Origin of the sequence: Kribbella lupini (assembly GCF_039529595.1) — a bacterium.
Taxonomy (GTDB): domain Bacteria; phylum Actinomycetota; class Actinomycetes; order Propionibacteriales; family Kribbellaceae; genus Kribbella; species Kribbella lupini.
In genome coordinates this window covers 2,474,982-2,493,775 of sequence record NZ_BAAANC010000002.1, presented here as the reverse complement: position 1 = coordinate 2,493,775, position 18,794 = coordinate 2,474,982, and the positions used below count along the sequence as shown (strand labels likewise).

General features: G+C 65.9%; 17 protein-coding genes. 10 read left to right on the top strand and 7 right to left on the bottom strand.

The window, feature by feature from the left end:
* Positions 1 to 12: 12 nt before the first annotated feature.
* On the top strand, positions 13 to 1,329 hold the full coding sequence (paaK, locus tag ABD235_RS25265) for a phenylacetate--CoA ligase PaaK (RefSeq protein ID WP_344178261.1): 1,317 nt from the start codon (positions 13 to 15) through the stop codon (positions 1,327 to 1,329).
* Positions 1,330 to 1,353: 24 nt separating this feature from the next.
* On the opposite strand, the gene dbpB (ABD235_RS25260) is transcribed toward paaK, so the two are convergent.
* Genes dbpB (ABD235_RS25260) through ABD235_RS25245 form a run of 4 tightly spaced genes read right to left on the bottom strand, consistent with a single transcriptional unit; the run spans position 1,354 to position 5,702 of the window.
* The gene (gene dbpB / locus ABD235_RS25260; protein ID WP_344178259.1) at positions 1,354 to 2,457 is read right to left on the bottom strand and encodes a DGQHR domain-containing protein DpdB; all 1,104 of its coding nucleotides are present in this window, start codon (positions 2,455 to 2,457) and stop codon (positions 1,354 to 1,356) included.
* Positions 2,450 to 3,691 (bottom strand): tRNA-guanine transglycosylase DpdA, encoded by a 1,242-nt coding sequence (gene dpdA / locus ABD235_RS25255; RefSeq protein WP_344178257.1) that lies wholly within the window; start codon positions 3,689 to 3,691, stop codon positions 2,450 to 2,452. Before dpdA ends, dbpB (ABD235_RS25260) begins: the two co-directional genes overlap by 8 nt.
* Positions 3,688 to 4,818, bottom strand: a complete 1,131-nt coding sequence (dbpB, locus tag ABD235_RS25250; RefSeq protein WP_344178256.1) for a DGQHR domain-containing protein DpdB — start codon at positions 4,816 to 4,818, stop codon at positions 3,688 to 3,690. Before dbpB (ABD235_RS25250) ends, dpdA begins: the two co-directional genes overlap by 4 nt.
* Positions 4,815 to 5,702 (bottom strand): hypothetical protein, encoded by an 888-nt coding sequence (locus ABD235_RS25245; RefSeq protein WP_344178254.1) that lies wholly within the window; start codon positions 5,700 to 5,702, stop codon positions 4,815 to 4,817. Before ABD235_RS25245 ends, dbpB (ABD235_RS25250) begins: the two co-directional genes overlap by 4 nt.
* Before the next feature lie 85 nt (positions 5,703 to 5,787).
* On the opposite strand from ABD235_RS25245, the gene queC reads away from it, so the two are divergent.
* Genes queC through ABD235_RS25225 form a run of 4 tightly spaced genes read left to right on the top strand, consistent with a single transcriptional unit; the run spans position 5,788 to position 8,301 of the window.
* The gene (gene queC / locus ABD235_RS25240; protein WP_425553175.1) at positions 5,788 to 6,495 is read left to right on the top strand and encodes a 7-cyano-7-deazaguanine synthase QueC; all 708 of its coding nucleotides are present in this window, start codon (positions 5,788 to 5,790) and stop codon (positions 6,493 to 6,495) included.
* Entirely contained in the window at positions 6,496 to 7,131 is a 636-nt protein-coding gene (gene queE, locus ABD235_RS25235; RefSeq protein WP_344178252.1) for a 7-carboxy-7-deazaguanine synthase, read from the top strand.
* A complete protein-coding gene (gene queD / locus ABD235_RS25230) occupies positions 7,128 to 7,493 on the top strand; it encodes a 6-carboxytetrahydropterin synthase QueD (RefSeq protein WP_425553174.1) in 366 nt (121 codons plus the stop codon). The genes queE and queD overlap by 4 nt, the downstream gene beginning before the upstream one ends.
* 10 nt (positions 7,494 to 7,503) lie before the next feature.
* Positions 7,504 to 8,301 carry a GTP cyclohydrolase I FolE2 gene (locus ABD235_RS25225; RefSeq protein WP_344178248.1) on the top strand — a complete coding sequence of 266 codons (798 nt, stop codon included), beginning with the start codon at positions 7,504 to 7,506 and terminating at the stop codon, positions 8,299 to 8,301.
* Positions 8,302 to 8,403: 102 nt separating this feature from the next.
* On the opposite strand, the gene ABD235_RS25220 is transcribed toward ABD235_RS25225, so the two are convergent.
* On the bottom strand, positions 8,404 to 9,024 hold the full coding sequence (locus tag ABD235_RS25220) for a TetR/AcrR family transcriptional regulator (protein ID WP_344178247.1): 621 nt from the start codon (positions 9,022 to 9,024) through the stop codon (positions 8,404 to 8,406).
* Between the two features lie 171 nt (positions 9,025 to 9,195).
* Between ABD235_RS25220 and ABD235_RS25215 the strand changes: the two genes are divergently transcribed.
* From ABD235_RS25215 to ABD235_RS25200, 4 genes are all read left to right on the top strand, one after another.
* Positions 9,196 to 9,993 (top strand): SDR family NAD(P)-dependent oxidoreductase, encoded by a 798-nt coding sequence (locus ABD235_RS25215; protein ID WP_344178244.1) that lies wholly within the window; start codon positions 9,196 to 9,198, stop codon positions 9,991 to 9,993.
* A 1-nt stretch (position 9,994) separates the two neighbouring features.
* On the top strand, positions 9,995 to 11,110 hold the full coding sequence (locus ABD235_RS25210) for a DUF5938 domain-containing protein (protein ID WP_344178242.1): 1,116 nt from the start codon (positions 9,995 to 9,997) through the stop codon (positions 11,108 to 11,110).
* Positions 11,111 to 11,179: 69 nt separating this feature from the next.
* Positions 11,180 to 12,727, top strand: a complete 1,548-nt coding sequence (locus ABD235_RS25205) for an AMP-binding protein (RefSeq protein WP_344178240.1) — start codon at positions 11,180 to 11,182, stop codon at positions 12,725 to 12,727.
* 113 nt (positions 12,728 to 12,840) lie between these two features.
* Positions 12,841 to 13,368: a DinB family protein gene (locus ABD235_RS25200; protein WP_344178238.1), complete on the top strand. Its 528-nt coding sequence runs from the start codon at positions 12,841 to 12,843 to the stop codon at positions 13,366 to 13,368.
* Between the two features lie 48 nt (positions 13,369 to 13,416).
* Here ABD235_RS25200 and ABD235_RS25195 read toward each other — a convergent pair whose 3' ends face one another.
* Entirely contained in the window at positions 13,417 to 14,763 is a 1,347-nt protein-coding gene (locus ABD235_RS25195; protein ID WP_344178235.1) for a serine hydrolase domain-containing protein, read from the bottom strand.
* Between the two features lie 73 nt (positions 14,764 to 14,836).
* On the opposite strand from ABD235_RS25195, the gene ABD235_RS25190 reads away from it, so the two are divergent.
* Entirely contained in the window at positions 14,837 to 18,124 is a 3,288-nt protein-coding gene (locus tag ABD235_RS25190; RefSeq protein ID WP_344178232.1) for an ATP-binding protein, read from the top strand.
* Here the strand turns inward: ABD235_RS25190 and ABD235_RS25185 are convergent.
* Positions 18,075 to 18,731 (bottom strand): TetR/AcrR family transcriptional regulator, encoded by a 657-nt coding sequence (locus ABD235_RS25185; RefSeq protein WP_344178230.1) that lies wholly within the window; start codon positions 18,729 to 18,731, stop codon positions 18,075 to 18,077. The two genes, ABD235_RS25190 and ABD235_RS25185, sit on opposite strands and share 50 nt — an antisense overlap.
* Positions 18,732 to 18,794 lie beyond the last annotated feature (63 nt).

Here is an 18,794-nt window from a genome sequence, read left to right as displayed (position 1 = left end):
AAAGGCTGTGCCATGGCCGAGCGTTTTCTCGGTGAAGCTTGCCCGCCCGAGCTGCAGGACGCCGGTGAGCGGATGTCCGTGGACGAGCTGCGGGCGCGGCAGCTCGCCCAGCTGCAGACGACCGTGCGCGCGGCGTACGAGAACGTGCCGCACTACAAGGCCGCGCTGGACGGAGTCGGGTTCGCGCCCGACGACCTGCGGGAGCTGTCGGATCTGAGCCGGCTGCCGTTCACTGCGAAGAAGGATCTGCGGGACAACTACCCGTTCGGGATGTTCGCCGTACCGCGGTCGGAGGTCGTGCGGGTGCACGCCTCGTCCGGTACGACGGGCCGCCCGACCGTGGTCGGGTACACGCGCGGCGACATCGACCGGTGGGCGGACCTGATCGCCCGGTCGATCCGCGCCGCCGGTGGGCGCGCGGGCGACGTGTGCCATGTCGCTTATGGATATGGGCTCTTCACCGGTGGGCTCGGGGCGCACTACGGCGCCGAGCGGCTCGGGTGCACGGTGGTGCCGGTCTCGGGCGGGATGACCGAGCGGCAGGTCGACCTGATCCGCGACTTCGGCGCCGAGATCGTGATGGTCACGCCGTCGTACTTCCTGTCGATCCTGGACGAGATGGAGACCCGCGGGCTCGACCCGCGCGACACCTCGCTGCGGATCGGCATCTTCGGCGCCGAACCGTGGACCGAGCAGATGCGCCTCGAGGTCGAGGAGCGGACCGGGATGCACGCCGTCGACATCTACGGGCTGTCGGAGGTGATGGGCCCGGGCGTCGCGCAGGAGTGCGTCGAGACCAAGGACGGGCTGCACATCTGGGAGGACCACTTCTACCCGGAGATCATCGACCCGGTCACCGGTGAGGTGCTGCCGGACGGCTCCGAGGGCGAGCTGGTCTTCACCACGCTGACCAAGGAGGCCTTCCCGGTCCTGCGCTACCGCACCCGCGACCTGACCCGGCTGCTGCCCGGTACGGCGCGGCCCGGGATGCGCCGGATGGAGAAGATCACCGGCCGCACCGACGACATGATGATCGTCCGCGGCGTCAACGTCTTCCCGACCCAGATCGAGGAACAGCTCCTGCTGGTCGAGGGCCTGACGCCGCACTACCTCTGCGTCCTCACCCGCCCGAACCGCTTGGACGAACTGACCGTCCAGGTCGAAGCCGCCCCCGGCCTGCTCGACCACGCCCCCGCCGCCCGCGAGCTCTCCCACCGCATCAAGACCCACATCGGCATCACCGCCACCGTCGAGGTCCTCCCCCCGCACGCCCTGGAACGCTCCCTGGGCAAGGCCAAACGCATCAACGACCGCCGGAAGATGCTCTAGACCAAGCCCAGGCGACACGGAACGCTATCGCAATTTCCTCAGGAGATGGTTAGTCAGTAGGCGAACATCGTTCGGAGTGTTTTGCAGGCTGTTCCATCGGCGTTGCTCAGCCGCCGAGAACTGCCAAGTACCTGAGGTCCACGAACAGTGATCGCGAAGGGCTCGTAGTGCGCTCTCAAGGTCTTCGGTGCCTTCTGCTGCGAGGTCACGATCCTCGGTGAGTTGATCCATGACGTACCCCATAGCCTGAATGCCCACGCCATGGGTCAGACGAGACTTACGTGGCTCAAGCTCCCAGGCCTCGTAGAACACGTCCGATACTACTGTCCAGAAGAGATTCAGGTGTTCGAGGATGGCTGGCACGTCCCCCGTGCCGTCATCGCCGCGGAATCTATATAGAGCACCATCAGACAGGCTGTTTTCAATCATCTTAAGGACGCTATTGTCCTTGATGTATCCGCTGGGTTGTGTCGGGGTTGCGATGCGCTCAGCAAAGGGGTGCCCAACCCAGTTGCGCGGCCCAGCGTTCAATTTGATCATAATCTCGGCGGGGAGTTGCTTCCGTGCATAGGCGGGCGGAAGGTGTCCAGTCGAATCCGGGAGGAGTTCATGGATGAGCCCCTTTGGCAGCGGCTTCGTATTGTTGACCAGAATGAACTGCGAGCGCTGCTCAGCCTCGTCTTTGGCAATGAAGCCCACCGCAGCCACCGGGAATTCTCCGACATCGGCGTCTCTAATCGCGGCCGATCGCTGTTGCCCGTCGACTAGCCACGCCGGTCGATCCTCTTCGGCCTGGTTTTCATCGACGGGAATGACGAGTTCACCCGGGACGATGTACTCGAGCAGCGAGTTAAGATTCGCCGACTCGAAGGTCACTCGTCCATCGAACGCCAGGACGACCGCGTTCGGAAGCATAGCCTCTGGCGACTCTAGGTAGCGGCGGATCGCTTTGATATGAGTTAGAACTTCAGGCCGCTGATACCCCTGGAGAGAGTCATCGGTCCGATGGACCCGTGAGACGGCCGCGAAATCGTGGATCCGCTTGCCATCAACACCAAAGCAATAGATGAAGTGACTGCCTTGCCGGATTTGAAGTGCCGGAAGACGGATGTCGTAGCGGTCAGCCACGGTTGCTCCTCTGAGTGGGCTTCGCAGGTAGGCTCTCCATCTTCGCGGCAAGGACCGACAGATTGTGAAACCCTCGCCGCTTGTTACGTTCGGTTCCCCGGAAGATTGCGATTTCGATCCCCAGTTCGCGGCAGAGCGTGCACGCACAGTCGCTCCACGGCGCGGCCTGCAGTGTTCGATCGTACTCAGTGATATACGACTTCTTGGCTGTTTGGCACAGCAACTCGTACTCAGCCAGGGCAGATAGGGCCACCCGTCGGGACTCCTGGCTGCCGTCGAACCCGCGAAGCGCCTTGAGACAGGCTCGCTCCAGCTTCACAGCGTCCTTCTGTGAGATCCGACCTGAGAGAATGCCGCGACGAAGGGTCGGGTTTCCCTCAACCTGCGGCACCCGCAAGGCGACGAACGAGTCGTCTGCGGTATGGAAGTTGTCGCGGTCGTCCATGAACGCCTGACGAAACGCCGATGTGCTGTCGAAACTGGCCACGCCATGCTGCGCGAACGCAGCCATTGACGCGATGCGAGTTATCCCCAGCAGATGCAGTTCGGTTTGCGGTTGGCGGACCTGGTCGATCGCCAACAGACAGTCCATAATATCGGCCGTCTTGAGCGGCACCATGCCCCCCAACGCGATGCGTTGATAACCCATGTTCTGCAACTGAAGAACGCTGTCTGCATAACTGGCCGGGCTCCATCCCTGCGCTGCTCCGACCGGTTCGACGTGTAGTTTCTGATCGACAACCTTGCCTATGAATTCTTCTGCCAGGCGAAGTGTCAGCAAACGCCGTTCGGCCCATGCGGACGCTACTGTCTCGAAGTCATGATTAGGCTCATAGCCGAAGATGATGTGGTCGACACTGATACCCGACGTGAATCCACAGCCTTCATAAAAGTCCAATGTCTCCGCCACAGAAACTGGCGGAACGAGTTCATCAGCATAGTTGAAGGCGCCATTGTCGCCGAGAGAGTCGATATTCTTCGGTAGCCGAAAGAACCGCTCAACACCTAGTCGATACAGTCTGGCACGCTGGGCGGATGTATATTTACCGGCACCCTTGACCGATCCATCGACGATAGCCTTACTTACCAGTATTCCATGATATGGAGCCCGGCCGAGCACTTCGTGAGCGTAGCGGTCGTCGCGCTGACGAACCCTAAAGGGCGAGTATTCATCCTGCAGGAAGTCGTAGGTCGGGCTGACTAAATCTTGACTGTCAGGAAAGTAGAACTTCACTTCACCGCCCGCTGAGTCACATATGAGCGTGCAAGAAAATTCGATAGAGCGCTAATATGACGCGGAGTATTTTGGAGTTCATCCCAAGGCAACCCTAACTCGGGCCATACTCCCTTCGTCCAGCAGCACACATCGGCAACCAAGGAGAGTTCCATTTCGGCTTGCTTCACCGCTTCATTATCCGATATTTTTACGTGCGCCATCACTCTTTCCATAAGGCGCCCCATCGCACGGATACCAACGCCGCCCATGAGGCGGGATTGAGTTGCAGGCTTTCCCCACGCCTCCGGGAAGGTATTTCGCACGGCCGACCAGTAGGCGATCAGGACTGCCCTGATGCCAGCCGTATCAGTCGTCCCAGCGGCTATATTTCGATACGGAAAGAGGACGCCTGACGGTGATTCAAGCGATTCTTTGAGCGCTTCCACCAGGCTGGTGTCGGTAACAACTGCGAGCCGCTTGTCCTCAGTGGTAGACGAAGCCCGCCGGATCAATTGATAAAATGGCGAATCTGCGTCCTGATTCAGCATGTCGACCAACGCCGACGGCAGTTTTCGTGTCGACATCCGATTGGAGGGGACGCGCGCTATCTCCGGCAGAAGTTCTGTCACCAGGTTGGATGGCAGCGGTTGCACGGTATTCACACGGAGAAATTGCTCCCGTTGCAGTTCAATATTCGCAGCGACGAACCCGGCGACCGGAACTGGGAGTCGTGAATTCTTAGTACGGGCGAGCGCAAGGCTCCGCTGCTGGCCGTCGACTATCCACGCTGGCCGCGGACCGTCGGCGCCATCACTAATGGGAATCTCCAACGTGCCTGATACCGCTAGCCCATCGGACGCCCCTGGACCACGACTGGATCTGAACCTAACCTCCTGAGGGAGTGCGAGGATCAACCCATTCGGAAACAACACGTGTGCGCTGTCCAGATAGTCCTGGATCTGCTTGACGTGCTTACGTTTCTCGGGGCGTTGGTATCCGATCAACTTGCCGGCTTCATCGCGTCCAATCCGGGCTACATCTGCCACCAGATCGACCTCTTCGGCTGCCAATGCGAACAAATATAGAGGCATGTCATCGTTCTGGAGAACGCGAAGCGCCCGTCGCTCAAGCCACCCCTCGCTCATGGTTTGCCCGTTACGGCGGAAAAGAGGGCGCCGAACCTTCGCTGCTCGCAAGCCACACCTGAGTCGCGCAGCATCCGAAGCGCGACCGTCTTGCTCAAGTCCGGCCGCGATTCCCGCACCATCCGGATCCATGCAGCCACGGCCGCGTCATCCACTGGTTGACGGTTGTATACAGTGCTCTTGCGAACTGACTCCGCCCACGCATCCCACTCCGTTCGGTTGCGCTCGGCATCGAATTTCACCGTCGTTTGCCGCTGTAACCACATAGTCGCCATCCGAAGGTTGAGGCTGATTGCTGTACCGCCGAGCGCACTTCGCAGTCCGAGATCGGATGGGAAACGCTGCTCCTCCAGCAGTCCGCTCATCCCGCCGAACACAAGGACATCTTCGCGGGCCTCAAGCGATTCTAGTTCTCGGGCCATCGCCGAGGCATACGTCTCGGAGAGGACCAGCAAGGTAGGACCTGCGAACGGATCATCGAGGTCGTCCGCGAGGCGCGAGCTCCGAATCCTCTCCCACCACATCTGGTTCTGACTGCGGTCCAGCCCGACACTGTCCAGATGCCCCAGGGCAAACGTTGCAGAGTAGGCCGGTGCCTCTGACTGGACCGACCTCAGACCCAACCCTGCCGACGCGACCAATGTCCGCGGGACGAAGCCCTTCGCCGCGACCTCCGCCTCCAACTTACTCACCTGATGCCAGGCCTCACCCTGGTACAACCGGGCAAGGGGACGCGTGTCGGTCGCCGCCGACACCAGGTCCACCCACATGCGAGCGCGCACCTCCAGGGCGACATCGGGCAGGTGGCGAACCTCATGCCGAGGAGCCCGCGACAGCGCTTTGCGATCGGTGCACGTCACCACGATCGTCAGTTGTTTCGGCATCGACACTGACTCCTGTACCCAAAACTGTCGGTCGGCTGCGGCTACTCTAGCCTGCAGTTACTTCTACTCATATCGGGCAGGCCCGATGGATGGGATCGCTTACATGTCTCGCAAGGCCGTAGTTCTTCTCAGCGGTGGCCTCGATTCGACCACTGTTCTGGCGCATGCCAAGGCGGAGGGATACGAGACCTTCGCCCTCAGTTTCAGGTACGGCCAGAGACACGTGATTGAACTTGAGGCGGCTCGGCGGGTGGCCGCTGCGCAAGTGGTAGCGGGGCATGTCGTCTGCGACATCGATCTCCGACTCTTCGGCGGCTCCGCTCTCACTGCGGACGTCCAGGTACCGAAGCACGCATCGGCCGGCGAGGTTACCGAAGACATCCCGATCACCTACGTACCCGCCCGCAACACTGTCTTCCTTTCCTTCGCCCTCGCCTATGCGGAAGTCCTGGGCGCGAGCGACATCTTCATCGGCGTGAGCGCAGTCGACTACTCGGGGTATCCCGACTGCCGCCCGGAGTACATCGCCGCCTACGAGGCAATGGCCAATCTCGCAACACGCGCGGGCGTCGAGGGAAAGAAGCTCACGATACACACTCCCCTGATCAACCTGACGAAAGCGGAGACGGTGGAACTCGGGCTGTCGCTGGGCGTTGACTACTCTCTGACATCCTCTTGTTACGACCCGGATGACACTGGAGCACCCTGCGGCCATTGCGACTCCTGTCTACTCCGTCTCCGTGGCTTCAAAGAGGCGGGAACCTCCGACCCCCTCGTGTATCAGGCGTCCTGAATGAGCTACAAAATCAAAGAGATCTTTTACACTCTCCAAGGCGAAGGCACCCATGCTGGCCGGCCAGCGGTCTTCTGCAGGTTCAGCCTCTGCAACCTGTGGACTGGCCATGAGAAGGACCGCGCCAGGGCGGTGTGTAAGTTCTGTGACACCGACTTCGTCGGTACCGATGGACCGGGCGGGGGCAGATTCGCCGACGCCCGCGCGCTGGCCGACGCGGTCGAAGCAGCCTGGCCTACAACCGTCCCTTCGCACCGCATGGTGGTATGTACCGGCGGCGAACCTCTACTGCAACTTGACTCGGCGGCGATCGACGAACTTCATGCCCGCGGCTTCTACATCGCCGTGGAGACCAATGGAACTCGAGTCCCAACTCCCGGCATTGACTGGCTCTGCGTCAGCCCGAAAATCGGAGCGGAACTCGTCGTAACCGGTGGCGATGAACTGAAGTTTGTTTTTCCCCAGGGTGGAGTAGATCCTCGATCTTTCGAAGACTTGGACTTCGATTCGTTCCGGGTGCAGCCGATGGACGGACCCGATGTCGTACACAACACTAAACTGGCCGTTGAATATTGCCTGGAGAATCCAAGGTGGCAACTCAGTCTGCAAACCCACAAGTATCTCGGGATCGCATGATGCATGAAACGGAGATATTTAGAGAATTCCGGTTCGAGGCCGCCCATCTGCTACCGAATGTTCCATCTGGACACAAGTGCGCCCGACTCCACGGCCACTCCTATAAAGTCGCGATCCATATCAGCGGGCCTGTCGACAGTGAGGCTGGATGGGTACGCGACTTCGGTGACATCAAAAGTGCTTTCAAACCCTTGGAAGAGCAACTTGACCACTATTACTTAAATGAGATTGAGGGCCTCAGTAATCCAACGAGCGAGATCCTCGCACGCTGGATCTGGGACCGCTTGATTCCGGAGTTGCCCGACCTGTGCGCTGTCCATGTTTACGAAACCTGCACTTCAGGGTGCATCTACAGAGGGTAAGTCGACTGACATGCTCCCGGACATCCAGGACGAATTTGACCCCCGAGGCATTGCCCTCCATCGAGTAGGAATCGCCGGAGTTCGGTATCCGACCCGGTTCTACGACGGCGAGACCGAGCAGTCTGGGGTGGCGAATTTCGACATTGCTGTCGGACTCGACGCCCATCGACGGGGAACGCATATGAGCCGTATGGTTTCCGTCATTCACGAAACTTTGTCGGAGGTGGACCCGCGAACGCTACCGGTCACCCTGAAGGCGGCGGCGATTCGTCTAGGGGCCAGCGAGGTTGAGGTCCAGGTCGCTCTTCCAGTAGCGACGCAGGTTATCTCTCCGGTCTCCGAGCATCTCTCGTGGCAAACGTCGGATCTCAGATTGCGTGCAACATGGAGGTCGGAAACCTGCCGCGTCGAGTCGAGTGTTACGTCTGAAGTTACTAGCCTCTGTCCGTGCAGCAAGGCGATCAGTGACTACGGTGCTCACAACCAGCGAAGTGCCGTGGAAGTGACGACAGCAGGGCACGGCGACGACTGTTATCCCCTCGCATTCGGGCGAGCAGTGGAGTTGATCCGCCAGGCGGGCTCCTGCCCGATCTATCCACTGGTCAAGCGACCAGACGAACGCGTCATCACGATGGAGGCATTCGAGCACCCGCTCTTTGTAGAGGACATGGCGCGGGACTTGTCGATTCGTCTGCGGACTCGGCGACTTGAGCACACCGTGCGAGTTCGAAACTTCGAAAGTATTCACAGCCATGACGCCGTGGCTGAAGTTCAGTGGAGTCCTCAGGTGGAGCGAGAAAACCGCTGACTTTGCGATCCGAGTGATCGACTGGCAATTGCCATGCAAGAGATCGGTCTTGATTCCGTTGATGACGGCTGACTTTTCAGCGGGATGACGCTGGGCTTCCCGTCACCGCTGCAGGAGTTTGGGGAGGGTTTGGTGGGCTGCTGCGGCGAGGTCTTCGGTGGCGTTCGGGACGCCGGCGAGGTGGCGGAGGAGGGCCTGGGTGAAGAGGCCGTCCAGTAGCCCGTAGGCGGTGCTCGGGGTGACGGCCAGGGGGCGGTCGGCGAGGTCGGCGTAGGTGGTGACGACTCGCCAGATCATCAGTTCGAGGGTCTGGTCGATCTCCAGGACGTCCTTGCGGAAGGACTCCTCGAAGAGGGCCTGGTTGCGCAGGTCGTACCAGAGGCGGTGCATCGACGCGTCCTCGCGGCAGGTGGTCGCGAGTGCGTCGGCGAAGTCCTTGCGCAGGCCTTCGGCGGTGGTCGCGGTGACCACGAGCTCGTCGTACCGGGTGACGCACTCGGCCTTGTACTGCCGCACGCAGGCGGTGATCAGCTCGACCTTGTCGCGGAAGTAGTAGTGCAGCACTCCGTGCGAGAACTCGGAGTTCTGGGCGATCTCGCGCAGGCTGGTCCGGGCGTACCCGAGCTCGGACAGCGTGCGGAGCGCCGAGGTGGCCAGTTGTGCGCGGCGTTCCGCGAACTTGTCCACCTGCCGGCGCGAGATCCGGTCCGTCACCTCGGTCATCGGCAAGCCTCCTGACCCGATCCTACCCGGCCTGCCCGGAATTCCTTGACACTTGTCCAAGAAAGTCTTGACGACTGTCCAAACATCCATGACGCTGAGTTCCATCGCCCGGTCGCCGCCTCACCGGTGACCGCGGCGTCAAAGCATCCGCACCGGCTGAGGGGAGATGCCATGTACGACCTGACCGGACGCAAGGCTCTGGTGACCGGGGGTGCCCGCGGCCTGGGCGCCGGGATGGCCGCGGCACTCGCCGCCGCCGGGGCGTCGGTGGTGATCGCCGACATCCAGGAGGACCTGGGCAGCGCGACCGCCGACGAGCTGAAGCAGACCGGCGCGACCGCGGCGTTCGTCAAGCTCGACGTGACCGACGACGCCAACTGGGAGACCGCGATCACCGCCACCGTCGGCGAGCTGGGCGGCCTGGACATCCTGGTGAACAACGCCGGCGTCGAGCTGTCCGGCCTGGTCGTGGACCTCGACCCGGACGACGTCCGCACGATGCTGGAGATCAACGTGCTGGGCACCGCGCTCGGTGTGAAGCACGCGTTCCGGGCGATGCGCCCGGGCGGACCGGCGGGGTCTGGTGGCTCGGTGGTCAACATCTCCAGCGTCGCGGCGACGATCCCGTTCCCGGGCATCGCGGGCTACTCCGCGACCAAGTCGGCGGTCGACCGGCTGACCCGCGTGGCGGCGATGGAGTCCGGCAAACTCGGGTACGGCGTCCGGGTGAACTGCGTCTACCCCGGGCTGGTTCCGACCGAGATGGGCATGAAGCTCGCGGCCGACATGGTCACCCTTGGGCTCTGGCCGTCGGCAGAGGCCGCCGTCGGCGACGTGATCGGGCTGACCCCGCTGGGCCGGCTCGGCGAGGTCGGCGACATGGCCGACGCGGTGGTCTTCCTGGCCAGCGACGCGGCGAAGTTCATCACCGGCGCGGGCCTGCCGGTCGACGGCGGAATGGGGATGTGAGATGACCAAACCCGTCGTCGTGTACGGCGCCTCCGGCTACACCGGCCGGCTCGTCTGCGAGTACCTGCGGGAGTACCACGTCCCGTTCATCGCCGCCGGCCGGGACAAGGCGCGGATCCAGGCGGTGCTCGACAAGGTCCCCGGCATCGAGACCGTCGAGCACGAGGTGGTCGAGGTCGACCACGAGGTCGGCGCGCTGACCGAGCTGTTCAGCGGCGCGCAGGTGGTCAGCAACATGGTCGGGCCGTTCGTGAAGTACGGGCCCGAGGTGGTCGAGGCGTCGCTGGCGGCCGGCTGCCACTACCTGGACACCACCGGCGAGCAGGACTGGATGCTGGCCGCGCAGGAGAACTGGGGCGACAAGTTCGCGTCGCAGGGGCTGCTGCTCGGCCCGGGCATCGCGCAGATGTACACGACCGGCGAGATCGCCGCGAACATCTGCCTGGAGACGCCCGGCCTGGACACGCTCGACATTCTCGTGCTGTGGAAGGGCTTCCCGACGTACGCGTCGACGCAGACGATCTTCACGATCCTGAAGGCGGACTGGCACTACCTGGAGCAGAACAAGCTGGTGAAGTGGGACCCGCTGACCACGTTCGAGGTGAACGTGCCGGGTCAGCACGAGTCCGCGCTCGCGCTGCCCTGGGGCGGCACCAGCCACCCGGTCTGGTTCCGCAACGACCCACGCGTCGCGAACGTCAAGGTCGCCGGTGGCGTCTTCGACCGGACCGTCATGCAGGGCGTGGTCGAGGCCGTGAAGATGGTCGAGACGCAGATCAAGACGCTTCCCGCGGACCAGCAGGAGTCGGCGCTCGCCGACGTCGCCGCCTCGGTCCAGGCCAGCATGCCGCCGCGCGAGAACCCACGGGTCAACACGTCGCTGGACTCGGTCTACGCGACCGGTCCGCTCGGGCGCGCGCACTGCGTGATCTACGGCAACAGCAACTACAAGCAGACCGGCGCGCTGCAGGCCTACGCGGCGTACTCGCTGCTGCAGCAACCGCCGCACCGGGTCGGGCTCGCCTCGGCCTGTCAGGCCTTCGGGCACCGCGAACTGCTGGGCGTCCTGCGGAGCTTCGGGCTGGTGCTCGAACCCGTGCTGACGGTCCATCACTGAACCAGGCGCGGGGGCAACCCCTCTCACCCCCTCGGGTGGCCCCCGCGCTTGTTCCACCGAGGAGTTCGCGTGCGGCTGTACGACTATCTGGACAAAGGGACGTCGCTGGGTCCGGCGGCGCCCTGCCTGACGATGAACGGCACCAGCCTGAGCTACGGCGAGGTGCAGGAACTGTCGTACCAGGTCGCCCGGGCGCTGGCGAAGTCCGGGATCGGGCCGGGTGACAAGGTCGCGATCCTGTCGGCGAACAACCCGATCGCGTTCGCCTGCGTGTTCGGCATCTCCCGGGCGGGCGCGGTCTGGTGCCCGGTCAACCCGCGCAACGAGGCGGCCGAGAACCGGGACCTGCTGGACGCCTTCGACTGCTCGGTGCTGGTGTTCCAGCGCGCATTTCTTCCTTTGGTGCAACGGATCCTGCCGGAGCTGACGAAGCTGCGGCTGGTCGTCTGCCTCGACGATTCATTGCCCGAGGCAATCAGCTTGACGGAGTGGCTGGACGGCGTACCGGCGGAGCCGTGGCAGGCCGAGCCGGTCGACGACGTCGCGCTGCTGGTCGGCACCGGCGGTACGACGGGCCGCCCGAAGGGCGTGATGCTGACCGGGCGCAACCTGGAGACGATGTCGGCGATCACGCTGATGGCGTACCCGTTCGAGGGCCGGCCGGTCTACCTCGCGCTGGCGCCGCTGACGCACGCGGCCGGCGTCCTGTGCTTCCCGGTCCTGACGCTCGGCGGCGAGATCGTCGTGATGCCGAAGCCCGATCTGCCCGCGTTCCTCGGCCTGGTCGAGCGGCACCGGGTCACCCACACGTTCCTGCCGCCGACGCTGATCTACATGCTGCTGGCGGAGGAGTCCTTGCCCAGCAGGGATCTGAGCTCCCTGCAGTGCTTCTGGTACGGCGCGGCACCGATGTCGGCGGCCCGGCTGGAGGAGGCGCTGGAGCGGATCGGGCCGGTGATGGCCCAGCTGTTCGGCCAGAGCGAGGCGCCGATGATGATCGCGACGATGGCGCCGGCCGACCACTTCCACCCCGACGGAACGCCCGCGGTCGAGCGGTTCGCGTCCGCGGGACGGCCGAGTCCGCTGACCCAGGTCGCGATCATGGCGGACGACGGGCGGCTCCTGGATCACGGTGCACGCGGGGAGATCGTGGTCCGGGGGTCGCTCGTCATGGCCGGCTACTACCAGGATCCGGAGGCGACCGCGGCCGCCTCGGCGTACGGATGGCACCACACCGGGGACATCGGGTTCCTCGACGACGACAACTACCTCTACATCGTGGACAGGGCGAAAGACATGATCATCACCGGTGGGTTCAACGTGTACTCGGCCGAGGTCGAGCAGGCGCTGATGACGTACCCAGCGATCCAGGACTGCGCGGTGGTCGGGCTGCCCGACGAGAAGTGGGGCGAGCGGGTCACCGCCGTGCTGCAGCTGCACCCGGGGCTGACCGTGTCGGAGTCGGAGGTCCGCAACTACGTGAAGAGCCGGCTGGGGAGCGTGAAGACGCCCAAGCAGGTCGTGGTGTGGACCGAGCTGCCGCGCTCCAAGGTCGGCAAGGTGCTCAAGGCCGAGGTCAAAGCAATTCTGTTGAGCTCGGGCGCGGCGGACCGGTAGGGTCCAGGCGACGACGAGAGGAGGTGAGCGCGATGTCTGGTAAGACCTTCGTGCTGCCGACTCGTCGTACCCGCGACTGAGCGGTGGCTCCAGTTCCACTCTTGGAGTCGTTGATGACTGTTGTGACCCGTCCTCCGCTGACCGCGGACGAGCGAACCCAACTGACCGGCTGGCTGGATCTTCAGCGGTCGTTCGTGCGGATGAAGTGCAAGGACCTCAAGGCCGCCGACGAGCACCGTAAGGTGCTGCCGACGTCGCCGCTGATGACGATGGCGGGCCTCGTGGCGCACCTGCGCTGGAACGAGTACTCCTGGTTCCAGCTGAACGTCGCCGGGGTCCCCGACACCGGGCAGACGCCGTGGACCGACGACGGCCACGTCGACGCCGAGATGTTCGTCGACGACGTCCCGTTGGCCCAGCTGCTCGACGAGTACGACGAGGAGTGCGCCCGGTCGAACGCGACCATCGCGAACCTCTCGCTCGACGCGCTCGAGCAGGGCCCGCCGTCGATGCGCGCCGGCGGCGGCGCCGCCTCGCTGCGCTACGTCCTGTGCCACATGATCGAGGAAACCGCCCGCCACGTCGGGCACCTGGACATCATCCGGGAGATCCTCGACGGCCACACGGGCTACACGGAGTAGCTCGTCCGACGATGCCCAGGACCGTCTGTCCTGGGCATCGTCGTCCGTCTAAAGGTGCTGGCCGAAGGCGAGGGGCTCGCGGGTGCAGAGGTAGGTTGCCCAGTTCAACTTGGTCGGGGTGCCGTCGGCGGCGCGGGTGATGCGGAGCAGTTCGCCGGTCTCGCGGCCGGAGACCGTGCGGTAGACGTCGGTGGAGACCTGCTCGAAGACGGCCGGGGCGACGTAGTCGGCGGCGGCCGGGGACTTGGCTTCGAGGTGGCCTTCGCGGACCGAGAAGACGAAGGGCTGGCCCTCGGTGAACCAGGTGCCGAGGACGCCGGCCAGCTCGGGCGGGATCGTCGTGCCGGGCGTCCAGGCCTTCGGCAGGACCGGGTCCTCGTCGAGGACCTTGATCGCCAGTTCGGTGGCGACGGCGGCGGGCGACGGCGCGGCGGTCGTGTTCATCAGCGCGATACCCGCCGTACCGGACGGGCGGTGCAGAAAGGTGCCGGTGATGTGGCCGGGCATGCCGCCGGTGTGGCCGACGAAGACGCGCTCACCGACGCGGAGCAGCATGAAGCCGAGGCCGAAGGCGAGCTGCCAGCGGTCCAGGTCGGCCATGATCTGCGGCTGGCACATCTCGTCGAGGGTGTCCTTGGACAGCACCTCGTCGGTCGGATCGGCCAGGAACGAGGTCCACTTGGCGAGGTCCTCCGCCGTACTGGCGAGTCCCCCGCAGGCGTCCATCGCGCCGAGCGAGAGCAGCGGCTCCGGCACCGGTACGTCGCTGAACGGCGGCACGTAGTACCCGGACGCGGCCGGGCCGCCGTCCATCCCCACCGTGGTCCGGCGCATCTCCAGCGGCTGCAGGATCCGGGCCTGGAGCGACTCGTACCAGGACCGGCCGTCGAGCCGCGCGATGATCTCGCCGAGCACGGAGTAGACCAGGTTGGAGTAGTGGAAGCGGTGGTGCGGCTTGCCGATCCGCTCGGCCTCGTTCCAGCCGGCGATCAGCTCGGCGCGGTCGGGGAAGGCCATCACGTCCCAGACGTCGCCGACCGGTTCGCGCTGCATGCCGCTGACGTGACTGAGCATCTGCCGGACGGTGACGCCGGCGTGCTTGCTCTCCGGGATCAGCTTCTCCACGGTGTCGTCGAGGCTGAGCTTGCCCTCGTCGCGCAGCGCCATGATCGCGACCGCGGTGAAGGTCTTGCTGTGCGAGGCGATCAGGTACTGCGTGTCGGCGGTCGGCGCGACGCCGGGCTGGTCCAGCGAGGCCGAGCCGACACCGCCCGACCAGGCGAGTTTCCCGCCGCGGGCGACGGCGCCGACCAGGCCCGGAACCCGGCCCTTGGTCTGACGCTCGGTGATGATCCGGGTGAGCGCGGTCTGCGTGTGCGCGGCGATGTCGGTCACGAGAGCCGACCTTAGCCCGCCGACTGTGACAAACGGCAGGGGGTTTGAGCGGGTGCTGTGGGAGGCTGGTGGGGTGCGCATAGCGGTGCTCGGTCCACTCGCGATGTGGGCGGCCGACGGTTCACCGCTGGACGTCCGCGGCGTCCGGCTGCGCGGACTCCTGGCCAGGCTGGCTCTCGGCGCCGGCAAGCCGGTCGGTGTGGACACGCTGGTCGACGGGCTGTGGGGCAGCGAAGCACCCAGTGCCAACGCGCTGCAGTCGCTGGTCTCCCGCCTGCGGGCCGGTCTGCCCGCCACCGAGTCGAGCATCTCCGTCCAGTCCGGCCCGGCCGGCTACACGCTGACGATCGGGCCCGACTGCGTCGACGCGGTCCAGTTCGAGGAGCTGGCTCGGCGCGGACGGCAACTACTCGCCACCGACCCGGCCCAAGCGCACGCCCTGCTGTCCCAGGCGGACCGGCTCTGGCGCGGCGAGGCCCTGGCCGACCTGCGGGACCTGCCGTTCGCCCAAGTGGAGGCCGACCGGCTGACCGAGCTCCGGCTGGGCACCGCCGAGGACCTGGCCGAGGCCGGGATCGCCACCGGCCACGCGCGTGACGTCGTGGCCGACCTGGAACGGCTCACCCTCGCGCACCCGTTGCGGGAGCGCCCGCACGAGCTGCTGATCCGCGCGCTCGCTGCTGACGGGCGCCAGGCCGAGGCGCTTGCGGCGTACGAGCGCGTCCGTACGACGCTCGCCGACGAGCTCGGGGCCGACCCGGGCTCGCGGCTGCGCGACGTGCACGTGGCCGTGCTGCGGGGTGACGAGATCGATCCGCCGGCGGCTTCGGCCGGCGTACAGGTTGCTGGTCCGGTTCCCAAGCCGAAGAGCAACCTGCGGACTCCGCTGACCAGCTTCGTCGGCCGGGCCGAGGACGTCGCCGAGCTGTCGCGCCAGCTGAACGACGGGACCCGGCTGGTGACGATGGTCGGCCCTGGTGGCGCCGGCAAGACGCGGCTGGCGACCGAGACCGGCCGGACGCTGGTCAACCAGAGCAGCGACGGCATCTACTTCGTCGAGCTCGCACCACTGGCCGACGCGGCCGACGTGGCCCCGACGCTGCTGTCGGCGCTGGGTGCGAGCGAGTACGTCGACAGCATCCAGACCACGCTGACGCCGAAGCGGCTCCCCACCACCCGCGCGGCGACGGACCGGCTGGTCGACGTGATCGCGGACCGCCGCGTCCTGCTGGTGCTCGACAACTGTGAGCACCTGATCCAGGAGGTCGCCGGACTGGTCGACTCGTTGCTCGCCGAGTGCCCACGCCTGCGCGTGCTCACGACCAGCCGCGAACCTCTCGGCATCCCCGGCGAGCACCTGCACCAGGTCGGGCCGCTGGAGCTGCCGCCGGTCGATGCGACCGACGACGACTACCCGGCGATCCGGCTGTTCGTCGACCGGGCCCGCGCGGTCCGGCCGGACTTCGCCGTCGTCGACGCGAACCGCCAGGCCATCGCGGAGATCTGCCGCCGGCTCGACGGGATGCCGCTGGCGATCGAGCTGGCCGCGGCCCGGTTGCGCGCCCTCACTCCCCTGCAGATCGTCGACCGGCTGAACGACCGGTTCCGGCTGCTGACCAGCGGCAGCCGTACGGCGTTGCCACGGCACCAGACGCTGCGTGCGGTCGTCGAGTGGAGCTGGGAACTGCTGGAGCCCGACGAGCAGGCGGTCGCTCGTCGCCTGTCGCGGTTCTCCGGCGGCGCGACCCTCGAGGCCGCCGAGCAGGTCTGCAGCGGACCTGGCCTGCCACCGGAGGCCGTGCTCGACGTACTGGCTTCGCTGGTCGACAAGTCGCTGGTCGAGGCTGCCGCCGAGGAGCGATCGGTCCGGTACCGGATGCTCGAGACGGTGAAGGCGTACGGCGCCGAGCAGCTCGCCGCCGCCGGTGAGGTCGACCAGATCCGCCAGGCGCACGCGGCGTACTTCGGTGACCTGCTGCGCAAGGCGGAACCGAAGCTGCGCACCGGCGACCAGCTGCGGTGGATGGCCCGGATGGACGCCGACAACGAGAACCTGCTGGACGCGCTGCGGACGGCGATCGACTCCGGCCGGGCCAACGAGTCGCTGAAGCTGGTGGCCGTCCTCGGCCAGTACTGGAACATGCGCGGCCGACCGTCCGAGGCGGTGAGCTGGTTCGAGTCGGCGCTGGCCGTACCGGGCCCGACGGAACCGCTGGTCCGGGCGCTCACCGTGATGCTGTACTCGATCGGCACGCTGTCCAACGGCGCGGACCCGTCGGACGGGGTGACCAAGGCGATGCGCGGGCTGGCCGAGGTGCGGCTGCTCAGCCGTCGGCACGAGGAGGTCAGGCGGTCCGCGGTCGGCTGGTTCACCAACGGGGTGTGGGCGGCGATCCGGCGGGACAAGGCGACCGCCTTCCGGCAGCTGGAAGAGGCGCGGGAGAGCGACGACGCCTGGACCAGGAACATGGCCCGGATGATGACGGCGATGTTCCGCGAGAACGAGGGCGACGTCGAGCAGATGGCGGCCGACCTGCAGGCCGCTCTCGACGGCTTCCGGGCGATCGGTGACCGGTGGGGCACGTCGCTGGCACTGCGCGGGAAGGCCTCCTACGCAGCGACCCACGGCGACCACCAGGCCGCAGTCGACGCGCTGACCGAGGCGATGCGGCTGATCGGTGAGCTGGGCACGACCGAAGGGCTGCCGCAGCTGCTCGGGCAGGTGGCGGTGAGCCGCGCCGAGCTGGGCGACCTCGACGCCGCCTGGGCCGACGTACACGAGGCGCGGAAGCTGGCCGGCGAGACCGGCGGCCGTGGCGGCCAGGGGATCGCGCTGATGGGGATGGCCGCCCTGAGCCGGATGTCCGGGCGGCTGGACGAGGCGCTCGAGCTGGCCGAGCAGGCGCACGCGACGCTCGACCCGCAGGCCGAGCGGATGGCACCGCACGGCGAAGCGATGGTGATGACCGAGCTGGCCCGCGTGATGGTTGCCAAGGGCGACCTTTCCGGAGCGCGCCGGTACGTCGAGCCCGCGGTCGCCCTGGCGCTGACCACCGAGGACATGCCGATCGCGTCGGCCGTGGTCGAGGTCGCCGCCTCGATGGACCTGATGGCCGGCGACGCGGCGGTGGCCGCCCGCACCCTCGGCCTGGCCGCGGCGATCCGCGGCGTCCGGGTGGTCCCCGACCAGTGGGTCCGCCGGACCGTGGAGGCCGCCGTGGCGGCCCTCGGCGAGCTGGACTACGAGACCGCCTTCCGGTCGGGGATGGAACTGGGCCACGGCGACGCGCTGGACGAGCTCCGCAAGCGCTTCACCCTGCCGCCGGACCGCCGGCGCCGGGGTCTGCTGTCATCAGGTTGACCGCGAGGTCGCGCAGCGCGGACTGGACCTGCTGCTCCGGTGGACGCGGGTCGGCCAGCATCCAGTCGTAGACGACCGTGTTGACCGCGCCCATGAACGACAGGCCGAGGAAACGGAAGTCCTTGCGGGTGATCTCGCCGCGGGCCACCGCGTCGTCGCCGATCGACACCACGCTGGACACCAGCAGCTCACGGAACGCGATCCGCTGCTCCTCGACCGCCGGGCTCACGCCGACCACCTCGACGAACGAGATCCGGGCCCGCCGCAGGTCGGTCATGATCGTCCGCAGGTAGCCGTCGAGCGCCGCCGTGATCCGCTCGCGGACCGGCGCGTCCTTCGTCGCCGCCAGCGCGTCCCCCGTACTGCGCACCCCGAGCTCGATCACCTGGGCGTGCACCGCGAGCAGCACGGCTTCCTTGTTCTGGAACTCGTGGTAGAAGTGCCGGGTCGACACTTTCGCCTGTGCACACAAACGTTCCACCGAGGTCGCGGGATAGCCTTCGGTCCCGAACAGCTCCAGAGCGGCGTCCAGCAGGCGCTCCCGCCTGGCGGCCTTCCACTCGTCGACCGAGCGTCCGGAGTACCGGCGCACGGAGGGATCGCTCATAACACCTCTTGTCGCTACCCCGTGCGTGACCCGCTCATCTTAGTCACTCAGAGCAAGGTCTTG

Coding starts and splice junctions, on each gene's coding strand:
- paaK (WP_344178261.1), top strand. CDS start 13: ATGGCCGAGCGTTTTCTCGGTGAAGCTTGCCCGCCCGAGCTGCAGGAC.
- dbpB (WP_344178256.1), bottom strand. CDS start 4,818: ATGAGCGAGGGGTGGCTTGAGCGACGGGCGCTTCGCGTTCTCCAGAAC.
- ABD235_RS25245 (WP_344178254.1), bottom strand. CDS start 5,702: ATGCCGAAACAACTGACGATCGTGGTGACGTGCACCGATCGCAAAGCG.
- queC (WP_425553175.1), top strand. CDS start 5,788: ATGGATGGGATCGCTTACATGTCTCGCAAGGCCGTAGTTCTTCTCAGC.
- queE (WP_344178252.1), top strand. CDS start 6,496: ATGAGCTACAAAATCAAAGAGATCTTTTACACTCTCCAAGGCGAAGGC.
- queD (WP_425553174.1), top strand. CDS start 7,128: ATGATGCATGAAACGGAGATATTTAGAGAATTCCGGTTCGAGGCCGCC.
- ABD235_RS25225 (WP_344178248.1), top strand. CDS start 7,504: ATGCTCCCGGACATCCAGGACGAATTTGACCCCCGAGGCATTGCCCTC.
- ABD235_RS25220 (WP_344178247.1), bottom strand. CDS start 9,024: ATGACCGAGGTGACGGACCGGATCTCGCGCCGGCAGGTGGACAAGTTC.
- ABD235_RS25215 (WP_344178244.1), top strand. CDS start 9,196: ATGTACGACCTGACCGGACGCAAGGCTCTGGTGACCGGGGGTGCCCGC.
- ABD235_RS25210 (WP_344178242.1), top strand. CDS start 9,995: ATGACCAAACCCGTCGTCGTGTACGGCGCCTCCGGCTACACCGGCCGG.
- ABD235_RS25200 (WP_344178238.1), top strand. CDS start 12,841: ATGACTGTTGTGACCCGTCCTCCGCTGACCGCGGACGAGCGAACCCAA.
- ABD235_RS25185 (WP_344178230.1), bottom strand. CDS start 18,731: ATGAGCGATCCCTCCGTGCGCCGGTACTCCGGACGCTCGGTCGACGAG.